This window comes from Fusibacter sp. QWL-12 (assembly GCF_058683495.1).
Window position 1 is genome coordinate 1,428,178 of record NZ_CM178745.1, and the last position, 12,693, is coordinate 1,440,870.

Consider the following 12,693-nt stretch of genomic DNA (forward strand, 5'->3'; position numbering starts at 1 on the left):
TAAGGAGCATTATATCTGCGAGACCTGCATTACCTACATAAAGAATAATCTATAAAATCTTAGAAGATCAGAAAACCAAAGTGTCGCACAACATACTTTGGTTTTTTGGCTTTTCAAACAGCTTAGCGACTCACAAAAAATTTAAAAGCCGAGTAATATCTTAACGATACAACTCGGCTATAATTATTTAGTTATAATGTCTATTAATTATAAATAGGGTTCGATTAATCCAAAATCGCCATCTTTACGTTTGTAAACTACGTTTATTTCTTCAGTATCACCATTTAAGAATACGAAAAAGTCATGACCTAGAAGCTCCATTTGTAAAACGGCTTCTTCTGGTCCCATTGGCTTAACACCAAATCTTTTGGTTTTAACGATTGAAGACTCAACTATAGGTTCAACTGCATCTGGGATCTCTTCAAAACGAATAGAATCATTTGCATGGAATCTTTTTTCTAGTTTTGTCTTATGTTTTTTCATTTGCTTAGAAATGCGATCTATCGCTTCATCAATTGACATATACATATCATCTGAAATTGCTTCTGCTCTAAATAAAGCCCCATTCTTAAGGGGAATAGTCACCTCCACAATGTGTTTATTCTTTTGTACACTAAATGTAGCGCTCGCTTCGATGTCACTGTTAAACATCTTATCAAATTTTGATAATTTCTTTTCTACTTGTTCTCTAATAGCATCAGTAATAACTAGGTTTCTTCCTGTCACGTTTACTTTCATAAGCTCAACCCCTTTACTTTTGATATTAGCATTATACCCACCATAGGTTTCACTAACCAAGTAAAAGATATTTTTTTATAATTTATTTATGTTTTTATAAGCAGCTGATACTTTTTGTTTTTGTCTATTTTCACCTTTGGTCCGTTTAAGAGAAATCTCGGTCTCAGCCCAAAGTTCTTTCAAAGAATTGATTTGATCCTGAAGCGAATTGACCTTTGCTACTAACTGTTGGATGAGTGAAAATGACTTTTGCTGTGCTTGATCTAATTCATCGAGTGATTTAATGTTCATTGCTCTTTTAAACTGATCAAAGTAGTTGGAAAACATCAAATCTAATTCAATCATTTTATCAGAACTGCTATCTATTTCGCCAAAATATTGACTCATTTGAATTGATTCATCAGAAGAACTTGCCTTAGTCAGCTGTTCAATTTCTCGGTATCTAATGATGATTTGCTTTTGCAAAACAATTTTTTCCATTAAAACATCTTCAATACTTTGAATAATCTTCATTGTTTTCCCCCACTATCTTTTGGAGTATACTTGAGCTACTCTTATATCCAAATAGTAAAATACACACTTACTTTTCTAATATTATAAATCAAATTGACTCTCATTACTTACTTTTCTTATCCAAAAATGCAAATAAGGTTAAGCAAGCGCTTAACCTTATTAATTATAGCTTAATGTCTAAATTTTGTCCTAAATGTGGTGATACGGATTGTTCCATGGCTTTTACTATATTGTCTACTGATTGGGCATCCTGGTTCATTACTTTTTTTAGCATTGAAACATTTAACGCTTGCTTAACACTAGTAAGCATTTGAGCCTGATATCCAGAAGGTTGTATATTCATTCGCATCCTTCCTTTCAATTAAGTAATCTTATACTCAAATTATACCTTAAAACAGACTACTTAAATAAAAACTCTTTGTAAACTTTACTTGATGTTGAAAGCTTCTTTCCAAGTATCTTTGAAATTCTCTGCAATTTCAAGTGCCTCATTGAAATGAGATTCGCTTTTATCAACATTTGCCAGCAACAATTTATAATTTAAATATTCATACAAAGTATCTAAACTCGCACTCAGAGGAACATCCATATTAAGGGTACTTCTTAACTCATCAACAATGGCTTGAGCTCTTTGTGTATTGTAATTCACCTGTTCATGATTACCACTTTCCAAGAAAAGTAGCGCCTTTTTAATGAACTTGACCATTCCTTCATAGAGCATATAGGTCAACTCCTCAGGCTTCGCTGCTATGATTTTACTCTCGAGATACTGATCCATTTTGTCAGTAACTGAACTGACTTTTCTTTCACTCGACAATAACCCAGTCTCTTGTTTAGATTGAGGTTCCACCCTTATATAATTTTTAGGTTTTGAATAATTATATGGGTTCATGACTGCCATATTATGCCTCCTACTTTCTATTATCAATCTTGGAACCAAATTCACTTAAAGCGTTATTACTATACCTATCATGTGCAATTCGATTCTTATGAGTTTGGTGTTTTAAACTTCTGTTCTTATAAAATGCTGCTTCTGTTTCATTCTTTAAATCTGCAATCAAAGTTTTGCATTCTTTATCAATTGCTTCATATTCTGGATAAATTTCTTTGATAGTATTGGCTCTTTCAGGAACATTTAACTGTTCTAGCAAACTAATGAGTTGATCTCTTTCATTCAGTGCTTCAAGAGCAACCTCAAGATCACCAGCTCTTAGAGCATTTTGCATTATTTTAGTTTCCTTCATTAATTGATCAATTAAAGATTTTATTGTATCCATTAGCTGCTACCCATCATATTAACCAAAGAATCTGCTTGCGATTGTAATCTCGACATCGCAGTTTCCATCGCTGAAAACATATTGTAATAGTAGGTTTCCTTATCTGCAAGATAATCCTCTAATGTAGAAATTCTAGTATCATAATCCAACATTCTTTTGGTTAATTCATTTGTTAGAACACTTGCATCATTTAGAACACCCGCTTTATTAACTAAAATACCTTTATTACCATTATCATCACGTGTTGTTCTAGCATAATCGTTCATAATATCATTTAATCTTGATCCTATGCCACTTTCTTTATATCTTTCAGTAGAATTCCCAGTCAAATAAGGTTGATCTGATTGTTGAGAGAATAAATTGACAATATCATCAAAATTCGTCTCTAGTTTCTCTGATAATTTTGTTTCATCAATGGATAACTTCCCTTTATCAAGATAACTATTACTTGTAATACCAATCGAACTTAAACTAACTCCAACACCATCAACAGGTTCAACAAGCGCATTTCTCAATCTAGATATAAAAGTATCTAACTCAGAGGATCCTCTTATGACACCAGATTTTGCCTTTTCTTCCCATTTTGTTATTTCATCATCAGAAAGTGCATCTCTTTCATCATCCGTTAAAGGCTCATAATCATAATATCTCTTTTCACCGTATTTGGTGCTAACATCGTCGATAAGCTTATTAAACTCTGTCACAAACTCTTTTATATTGTCAATAATAGAAGTTTTATCGACAGAAATTGCTATATCAACTGGATCTGTTGAGGTTTCTTTAAGATTATATGTCAAGCCATCAATACTAAACGTATTGCTACTTTGAACTACAGATACACCATTAATGCTTAACAGAGCATTTTTTCCTTCTTCTCTAACATAATCTGGAGAAGTGAAGTCAGATACACCAAAAATCTTGGAGAAAAAAGCTTCAGTGGTAGAACCACTTTCGATTTCAATGTTGTTTAAACTGCCTTCAGTATTCGAAGTCAAACTAAACTTGTCTTTCATACTATCATATGTGAGAGTTGCACCAATTCCTGCTTTATTCAATTTACTCATCATAGTAGAGTAAGTATCATCAGCGGAAAGTGAAAATGTAGTGCCATTGACACTCAGATTGGTTAAGTCAGTATCTGTTAATCCAAAAAGTTCACCAACTGTTTTAGTTGAAAAATCATAATTTGATTGTCCACTTGTAAATCCTAATGCTGTTAAACTTGTTGTTCCAGTATAATTAAATACTTTTACATTCGATCCAGCAAGGTCAAACTTTAATTCTCCATTTACATTTGAAACAACATTGGTATAGTCAGCTCCAAATTCTGTTGAAATCTTTGTATTCAAGAGATCTTTAAACTGTTCTGTAGTCAATCCTGTGTATTCACTTTGTGCAACCGAAATCACTTTTGTTTTTCCTGCAATGCTGAGAGACATGCTGAAATCTTCCATGTTCATGTCCGTCTCAAATGTCGCCATATCAAATCCACTCGTAGTTACACCACGCATCCCAGACGCCACACCTGACATGGTATCTTTAGTAGCCAACTGTGTGATACTATCGATGGTATAATTTTTTGATGTAATATCAGCATTTGCAGTTACATCAACCGCTGTAGAAGCAACGCCATTACTAGTGACTTTATAACTAAACATACCAAATGCTGAAGAGGAACTAATGTTTTTCTTTGGGTTTAGTGTATCAAAGTATTTAGACTGCAATGCTCTTACTTTGGTAATAATATCTCTATAAGCTTCCTGTTGCCAAGAAACGTAAGTTTGCTCTTTCTTAACCTTATCAAGCCTTGCGCTTTCAGCTTTCATTAGATCTTTGACCATTTGGTCTGTATCTATACCAGAGGTTAATCCAGTTAATCTTGTTACTGCCATATCATCACTTCCTTACTCATCTATGCACGTTCATCTACGAACAAACCTGCCAACTCCCACATCTTTGCAATCATATCTTGAATTTTTCTTGAAGGAAATTCTTGAATAACTTCTCCAGTTACTTTGTCTTTTACTGTGTATATGACCGCATGTGTTTTATCATGTACAGCTCTTTCGATGACTCTATTGTATTGTTCTAGTGACTTATTAGCTTGTTCAACTGACTTTTGAAGAATTTCTTCATCTACTTGAGCGGATTCTCCGTTTTTTCCGTTCTTCTTTGAGGCATTTGAACTCTGTGATCTTTCAGTCGGTTTTAGAGATTGAGTTTGTAATTTTTGATCACCATTTTTGATGCTGGCTTCCATGCCTACATTACTAGTCTGATTAACACCTATTGTGACTTGATTTATCTTCATAATGCGTTCTCCTCTCCATGGAACATTATATTCTGTTGATAATATCGGCATTTATATCAAAAATCTTTAATTTTTGAGTACTAAAATTCAAACTTGCCACAAATATCGTCACTCATATAGATGATTACAATTTATGACTCCTTTAAAATATATTATTCAGTAATCTCGTAAGCCTTTTTAATGATTGCAAGTGCTCTTATACCATCATTTCCATCAATATAGGGTTTTCGATTTTGTACGATCGCTTCATAAAAATCTTTGTAAAGAGGTGTATGACCTATACCATATACCGAGTCAACGTTTACATCAGTATCTATGTGATCGTAATCTCGTTCATCCTCGAACTGCCATACTTTTATTTCATTTACAGCCAGCCCCCCAATTACTACCGTCCCCTTTTCACCAAAAATACTCAATGTCTCCTCTAAATTTTTCGGATAGACACAAGCACTTCCTTCAACGATCCCTATTGCGCCTGATTCAAATCGTAGTAAAAGTGCGCCGAAATCTTCCATTTCTATAGGTCGTAAAAAGGTGTCTCTTTCAGCATGAACGCGTTTAATATCAGAATTCATCATCCATTGAAGCAAATCGATATTATGAATGCATTGATTCATCAAAGTACCGCCATCAAGTTCTTTCGTACCGCGCCAAGATGCTTGTTTGTAATAGCCATCATCTCTTGTCCATAATATTCTTGCAGTTCCATTAATAATCCTACCAAATCTATCCTCTTCAATTGCACGTCGTAACTTTTGAATAGGTGCATTAAATCTATTTTGATGTGAAACGGCGAGTTTAACACCATTTTTTTCGGCGGATTCAATCATTTGTCGCGCATCTTCAACAGACATCGCCATAGGTTTCTCTACTAGGATATGCTTTTTTAAATCTAAACAATAAAATGCATGTTCCGCATGATAACCACTTTCAGTTGCAATTGCGATCGCATCGATAGCCTCATTTTTTAGCATCAATTTATAATCTGTATAGACAGCAACATTTGAATCACTTATTGTCTGTTCATATTGATTTTTTCTATCAATTGCTCGACTTTCTACAAGATCACAAACTGCCACCAACTCGATCTCCTCTTTGTTTTGAACGATTGCTTCAATATGTTTATATGATATCCTGCCACAACCTAAAATGGCCATTCTTAATTTTTGCATGAAATACCCCACTGAATTTATAGTTTTTCAATATTATCTCTAATCACTACATTTTTCATCGCATTCTTCGTATCAAAAATATAATTCGCATTCTCTTGAACCCATTTATAATCAACGTTTGTATGTGCGGTTGTAACTACTATTAAATCTTTGCCTTGTATTATTTCAGAGTTCAACTCTCTAAGACCGACAAACGATTCACCCTTGTAACGATATTCTCTTATATATGGGTCAAAAAATTCTACTTCAGCGCCAAAGGATATAAAATTTTCAATGACTTTTAAGGCAGGACTTTCTCTATAATCATCTATATCTTGTTTATAGGCAACACCGAGGATTAGTATTTTCGAACCATTAAGTGGCTTCTTAAATCGATTTAATATGTGACTACATCTTTCAATTACATAGCCTGGCATAGCATCATTTATAATACCTGAAGTTTCAATTAATTGTGTATGATAGTCATATTCTCTGGCTTTCCAACTCAAGTAATATGGATCAAGAGGAATGCAATGCCCCCCTAATCCAGGACCTGGATAAAACGCTTGAAATCCGTAGGGTTTTGTTTTGGCTGCTTCTATAACTTCCCAAATGTCTATACCCATTTTGTTACAAATTATGGCCATTTCGTTTGCAAGTCCTATATTAATGTTTCTATAAGTATTTTCTAGAATTTTTTCCATTTCAGCAACTCTAGGAGAAGAGGCTTCAAAAATTTCACCTTCAAGAACACTTCGATACATTGCTGCAGCAATCTCTGTGGCGTCTTTACCAACACCACCGACTACTTTTGGTGTATTTTTAGTTTTGTATAAAAGGTTTCCTGGATCTACTCTTTCGGGTGAAAATGCAAGATAGAAATCAACACCACATTTCAGACCACTTCCCGACTCTAAAATGGGTAATAATAGCTCTTCTGTAGTTCCAGGGTAAGTTGTGCTCTCCAAAACAACAATGGTACCTGGCTGAAGATATTTAGAAATCTCTACAGTAGAATTTTTGACATAACTTATATCCGGCTGTTTGTAATCATCAAGTGGTGTTGGTACACAAATAGCAATGAAGTCTGCTCCTGATACGATAGAAAAGTCACTTGTTGCACTCAGCATTCCAGCCTTAACAATTTCTTCTAAATCACTATCAACTACGTCACCAATATAGTTTTTTCCTTTGTTCACCATATCAACTTTTTCTTTTTGAACATCAAAGCCTATCGTTCGATAACCTGCTTTTGCTTTCTCTACAGCAAGAGGTAAACCAACATACCCTAGTCCAATAACTGCGACAACTGCTGTTTTATTTTCAATTCTATCTAAAAGTAATTGCTTCATCTCATTCATACAGACTCCTTATACGATAGCTTACCATCACTCATCTCATATTTTTTCCCGCAAGAATCACAGATAATTGGATTGGCTTTAGATGTATCTAGCCTGTCGCCACACATACAAACATAACCAATCACCTTTGAAGGATTTCCTACGACAAGCGCAAAATCTGGAATATCTTTTGTAACAACAGCACCTGCACCTACAAAAGCATACTTTCCTATGTTATGACCACAAACGATAGTTGCATTTGCACCAATAGACGCACCTTTTCCTACAATTGTTTTTCTATATTCATCTTTTCGTTCGATAAAACTTCTTGGATTAATAACATTGGTAAAAACGCAAGAAGGCCCTAGAAATACATCATCCTCGCATATGACACCTGTGTAAACAGATACATTATTCTGTATCTTTACATTGTTGCCTAAAATGACTTCAGGTGATATTACCACGTTTTGGCCTATGTTACACTTCTCTCCAATAACGCAATTTTTCATAATATGAGAAAAATGCCATATCTTAGTTTCTTTTCCGATAATACAAGGCTCATCTATATAGCTTGATTCATGAACAAAATATGTTTTTTCTGACATTGTCTCCTCCAAAGTATTCAATTAAATAGACTACTGTATGATAGAACTTTTTGGCTAAATGTTATTGGCGTAGTTATGAATCGTACTTACGATATATGCCTGTTGTTCATCCGTTAATTCTGCATACATCGGTATCGCAAAAGTCCTTTTTGATAGATACTCCGCAACAGGAAAGTCACCCACTTCATAACCAAGATTTTCAAAAGCTTTTTGTAGATGTAAAGGAACTGGATAATAAATACCCGTCGATATGCCTTTTGAAGCCAAATAATCCGTTAGCGCCTCCTTATTTTCAGCTTTTAAAATATACATATGATAAACGTGTTTCACATCATTCGAAGCATAAGGCACCTTAAATTGCCCTTTATTCTGAACACTTGAAAGTTGATCCGAATAATTCTTTGCAATTTCAAGTCTTCGCTCATTCCATTTTTCTAAATAGTCTAATTTGACATTTAATACTGCTGCCTGTAACTCATCCAATCTAGAATTATGACCAACAATGTAATTATAATATTTTGAGGCATTATAAACTGTGTTATCTGAGTTTACACTTTCAGTTGTATCACGATTTAATGCTTCTAAGCTGCCCTCGTTTCTATAGGTATAGGCTGCCTTACCATTTTCTCCGCTCCCGTGCACTCTTAACGCCTTTAAGGTTGTAGCAATTTTATCGTTAGAAGTTACGATCATGCCACCATCACCTGCTGCGCCTAAATTTTTTGTAGGAAAGAATGAAAAGCAAGCCACATCGCCAAACGTGCCCAGTCTTTGTCCTTTATAGGTGCCACCAACCGCTTGGCAAGCATCTTCAATCACATATAAATTATGCTTACTTGCAATTGCCATAATCTCGTCCATTTCACAAGCTTGTCCGAAGAGATGTACTGGCATGATGGCTTTTGTTTTTGGCGTAATTGATTTTTCAATTAGAGCAGCATCCATATTAAAAGTTTCTGGATCAACATCAACAAAAACCGGTTTTGCACCAACATATGCTATACTTTCAGCAGTGGCAAAAAAAGTATAAGTCGTCGTGATGACTTCATCGCCACTTCCTATACCAAGGGCTTCTAATGCAAGTACAAGGGCATCAGTTCCATTTCCACATGAAATCGCATGCTTTGTTCCGATAAATTTTGCAAAATTTTCCTCAAAAGTTTTAACTTCATTGCCCATTATATATTGCGCAGATAATATTACGTTCTTTATGCGACTTAATAACTCATCTCCTAATCTTGCACTTTGTTCTTTTAAATCTATTAAAGGAATTTTATATTCTGACATAAGCATTTCCATCCTTCTCTCTCATTTTCACTTAGTTTAATTATCGGCAAATCTATGATAAACTTAAGTAAATATTGGTAAAAGGAGCGATTTATGAACGGGTCTATTGAACAAGAGCTAATCCAGTTAATAAATACTGGCGATTATGAGTCTGCCATTCAGTTGGTTGAAACTCACGATCATCTTATTTCCTCTCCTACTCCTGGAGAAGCTTCTATAATGACAACGCTTTTAATTCTTATAGGTGAGACAGATGAATGTATCAAATATGGTGAATTTCATATTAAGAATATAGTTCATGTTGATTTGTTCTATAATTTGGCATATGCCTATGAAATAAGTGGAAATCGCATCTTAGCATTAAAAAACTATCAGTGTGCAAAGCTAGTCTGTATGGAATCTGACGCCCGAGATGAAATCAATGAAAAAATCTTACAACTTAGATACAACAACGTTCATGAAGAAGAGTTTCAATTGATTAAACAGTATTTAGCAGAAGAGAAGCTATATATAAAAGATCAACTCCTCAATCCAAATACTGATGTTGATCCCTCAGAATATATCACAATTGAAAAACCTAATACTCTTAAAGAAATCGATGCGGACAACAAGCTTAAAATACTCTATGCGCCTATTGAAATTGCAAACCATATGGCACAATACCTAGATTATTTCCGTAAAAAGGAGTATGAAGTTTTTGGTATCAATTATTATCCAAGCTATCTTGGATATACTTGTGACTTGTCGATTGATATTTCAAAATTAAATGATCAAGATCGCCAGACTTATCTTTTATTAAATACCATTGACTTAATTAGTGATTATGATGTTTTTCATTTCATCTTTAATAGAACTTTAATGCCTCAAAGCACCGATGTAATTCCATTAAAGAAGTTAGGTAAGCGCGTATTTATGCATAATTTAGGCTCTGAAATCAGAGTTCCTGAAATCGCAAGAGTTCACCACAAATACTGGTCCTACGCGGAAGATTATTTATCTTCCTTAAATGGCGATCAGATTCTGCATAATATTAAAGCTTATTCAACTTGGATTGATCATTGTATCGTAAATGATTATGAAATGCGATCTTACGTAGAACCCTATTACAAGCAAATTCATATGTTAGGATTGCCTATTGATACTGAGAAATACAGCTATAAACCGCAAGTCCATCACGATCCAATCCGGATTGTTCACGCACCAACCAATCGCTCAGTTAAAGGTTCCGTATATTTCGAGAAAGCGATTGAAAACTTACAAAAAAAATATGCAATCGACTATCATAGAATTGAGAAAACAGATCACGATGAGGCCATGAAACAGTATGGAAATGCAGACATCGTCTTAGATGAGCTAATTATAGGTACTTATGGTAGCTTAACAATGGAATGCTTATCAATGGGAAGATGTGTTGCTACTTTTATTAATCCTTCTTTCCAGACCCCTCATAATGAAACGATTCCTGTTTTAAATGTAACGGTTGATACGGTTGAAGCTCAACTTGAAAAACTAATCCTCTCCTTTGACCTTAGAAGTGAGCTTTCTAAATTAGGTCGCCAATACGTTGAAAGAAACAACACATTAGAAACCATTGGTGCTCAATTGCTTAAAATTTACAAGTCTATATAATGATCAGATTTTGATAAATTTTGATAAAAAAGATATTACCTTAATTTAAAAATATGCCGATAATATCTTATAGGGTTTTGCTTAAGCCGCTACAAGGAGGTAGAGATGAGAATAGTCAATAATCTCAGTGCGCTAAACGCCCAAAGGATTGGGACCTTAGCAGTTAAAGCCCAAGCAAACTCGATAGAAAAGCTCTCTTCCGGGTATCGAATCAACCGAGCATCAGATGATGCAGCTGGTCTTTCGATATCAGAAAAGATGCGAGGTCAGATCAGAGGTTTAAGTCAGGCTTCAAGAAATGCTACAGATGCGATTTCGATGATTCAAACTGCTGAAGGTGCTGCATCAAGTGTTCACGATATGCTTCAAAGAATGAGGCAACTCGCTGTACAAAGTTCAAATGGCACCCTAACAGAAAGTGATCGAGGTCAAATCAACATTGAAATTCAGCAGTTGATTAAACAGGTTGATGTAGTAGCTAACACAACTGAGTTTAACACCATCAAATTACTTGATTCAAATACCGCGTCTAGTTTTGCAGGTATTTCTCAATCCAGTTTAGATGTGTTATCCTCAAAGCTACCAGGTTGGATTAATGATGGTTTGGTTGCCATAAGCAATCAACTTGGAATTGATCTCCCAGATAGCCCGGTCAATAGACCAATGAGCATAAGTTATTATTATGATTCTGGTTCTACAACTGGCGCTTCAATGGGAACAGCTGATGGTGGGGCTACTTTAACATTGAGTGTTAATCTCTACGCATTTTTCGATGGCTCTGGCAACTTAAAATCTGAAGGTGTTCTGGATACTCTGATCGCACATGAAGTTGTTCATGCGCTTCAGTTTACTGAAATGCCTTATGCAACAACTGGTGGTGGTGAAGCCAATGAAAATTGGTTCACTGAAGGTTTAGCAATGACAATCCAAGGTGGAAACTTATTTGCTGTAACTGATCATAATGTCAATTTAGTTGATCCATTTGATGGTGATTATCGCTCTGCTTTTGAAGCTGTAAAAGTATTGCATGAGATCACCGATGGTGGTATTTCGGCATTTATTGATCGACTTGAAGCTGGAGACACTTTAGATCAAGCATTTGCAAACACGACTCAGAATATTGCAGGAACTGAACTCGCAGCTGCAACCGGCTCTGCTGATTTTGGAACAGTTGCCGCATTTATCGCCTGGTATAACAACAATGGTGCAAACGGTGTCCTCAGTTATCTTAATACGAGTGGCGACTTTTTAAACACTGTTTCTGGAGCGATAACAAATGGTTCTGTAAAAGGATCAACAAGTGCGCTTACACTTGATCAGACCATTACCAATGGTACTGGTCTCTCTGATGTCAACACGCATTATGCATTGAACTTTTTGAACAAGGGCAGTAGTAACCCTGATTTTTATTATCAGGTTGGTGCGAACTCCGGTCAAAACGTCACAATGGTTAAAGCGAATATGACTGCAAAGGGACTGGGAATCGACCAATTGGACTATACCACTGTAACTGGTTCGCAAAGTGCTATTGGCGCAGTTGATTCTGCAATCAGCATTGTATCGGGGATTAGAACCGTCTATGGAGCAATGCAAAACAGGCTGGAACACACTATTAAAAATTTAGATAATGCGACAGAAAATATTCAGTCTGCAGAATCTAGAATTCGTGATCTCGATATGGCTAAGGAAATGATGACGTTTACTAAAACGAACATCTTAACTAGCACATATCAAGCGATGCTATCGCAAGCTAATCAGGCACCTCAAAGTATATTACAACTCATTAGATAGCAAAATAAGCATGGGAGCTAGCTCCCATGCTTACATATTTTTTTGATAAAT

The 12,693-nt window shown here is 35.2% G+C and carries 13 protein-coding genes; 2 read left to right on the top strand and 11 right to left on the bottom strand.

Translation table 11 applies throughout. The annotated features are described in order from the left end of the window. Positions 1-207 precede the first annotated feature (207 nt). The 11 genes from hpf to AC4PID_RS07250 form a co-directional block, all read right to left on the bottom strand. Positions 208-738, bottom strand: a complete 531-nt coding sequence (gene hpf, locus AC4PID_RS07200) for a ribosome hibernation-promoting factor, HPF/YfiA family (protein ID WP_492134892.1) — start codon at positions 736-738, stop codon at positions 208-210. A gap of 75 nt (positions 739-813) precedes the next feature. Further along, on the bottom strand, positions 814-1,251 hold the full coding sequence (locus AC4PID_RS07205; protein WP_492134893.1) for a hypothetical protein: 438 nt from the start codon (positions 1,249-1,251) through the stop codon (positions 814-816). Between the two features lie 163 nt (positions 1,252-1,414). Continuing rightward, the gene (locus AC4PID_RS07210) at positions 1,415-1,594 is read right to left on the bottom strand and encodes a YjfB family protein (protein ID WP_492134894.1); all 180 of its coding nucleotides are present in this window, start codon (positions 1,592-1,594) and stop codon (positions 1,415-1,417) included. Positions 1,595-1,678: 84 nt separating this feature from the next. Further along, positions 1,679-2,152 (bottom strand): flagellar export chaperone FliS, encoded by a 474-nt coding sequence (fliS, locus tag AC4PID_RS07215; RefSeq protein ID WP_492134895.1) that lies wholly within the window; start codon positions 2,150-2,152, stop codon positions 1,679-1,681. A 10-nt stretch (positions 2,153-2,162) separates the two neighbouring features. Beyond that, entirely contained in the window at positions 2,163-2,528 is a 366-nt protein-coding gene (locus tag AC4PID_RS07220) for a hypothetical protein (RefSeq protein WP_492134896.1), read from the bottom strand. Next, a complete protein-coding gene (fliD, locus tag AC4PID_RS07225) occupies positions 2,528-4,420 on the bottom strand; it encodes a flagellar filament capping protein FliD (RefSeq protein ID WP_492134897.1) in 1,893 nt (630 codons plus the stop codon). The genes AC4PID_RS07220 and fliD overlap by 1 nt, the downstream gene beginning before the upstream one ends. A 20-nt stretch (positions 4,421-4,440) precedes the next feature. Further along, positions 4,441-4,839 carry a flagellar protein FlaG gene (locus tag AC4PID_RS07230; protein ID WP_492134898.1) on the bottom strand — a complete coding sequence of 133 codons (399 nt, stop codon included), beginning with the start codon at positions 4,837-4,839 and terminating at the stop codon, positions 4,441-4,443. 152 nt (positions 4,840-4,991) lie between these two features. Then, on the bottom strand, positions 4,992-6,011 hold the full coding sequence (locus tag AC4PID_RS07235; protein WP_492134899.1) for a Gfo/Idh/MocA family protein: 1,020 nt from the start codon (positions 6,009-6,011) through the stop codon (positions 4,992-4,994). 17 nt (positions 6,012-6,028) lie between these two features. Further along, the gene (locus AC4PID_RS07240; protein ID WP_492134900.1) at positions 6,029-7,351 is read right to left on the bottom strand and encodes a nucleotide sugar dehydrogenase; all 1,323 of its coding nucleotides are present in this window, start codon (positions 7,349-7,351) and stop codon (positions 6,029-6,031) included. Then, entirely contained in the window at positions 7,348-7,935 is a 588-nt protein-coding gene (locus AC4PID_RS07245; protein ID WP_492134901.1) for an acyltransferase, read from the bottom strand. Before AC4PID_RS07245 ends, AC4PID_RS07240 begins: the two co-directional genes overlap by 4 nt. Positions 7,936-7,989: 54 nt before the next feature. Further along, a complete protein-coding gene (locus AC4PID_RS07250; RefSeq protein WP_492134902.1) occupies positions 7,990-9,222 on the bottom strand; it encodes a DegT/DnrJ/EryC1/StrS family aminotransferase in 1,233 nt (410 codons plus the stop codon). A gap of 93 nt (positions 9,223-9,315) precedes the next feature. Between AC4PID_RS07250 and AC4PID_RS07255 the strand changes: the two genes are divergently transcribed. Beyond that, positions 9,316-10,851, top strand: coding sequence for a glycosyltransferase (locus tag AC4PID_RS07255; RefSeq protein ID WP_492134903.1), 1,536 nt, complete (start codon positions 9,316-9,318; stop codon positions 10,849-10,851). Between the two features lie 105 nt (positions 10,852-10,956). Then, complete coding sequence (locus AC4PID_RS07260; RefSeq protein ID WP_492134904.1) at positions 10,957-12,642, top strand: flagellin N-terminal helical domain-containing protein; 1,686 nt, start codon at positions 10,957-10,959, stop codon at positions 12,640-12,642. Positions 12,643-12,693: the final 51 nt, after the last annotated feature.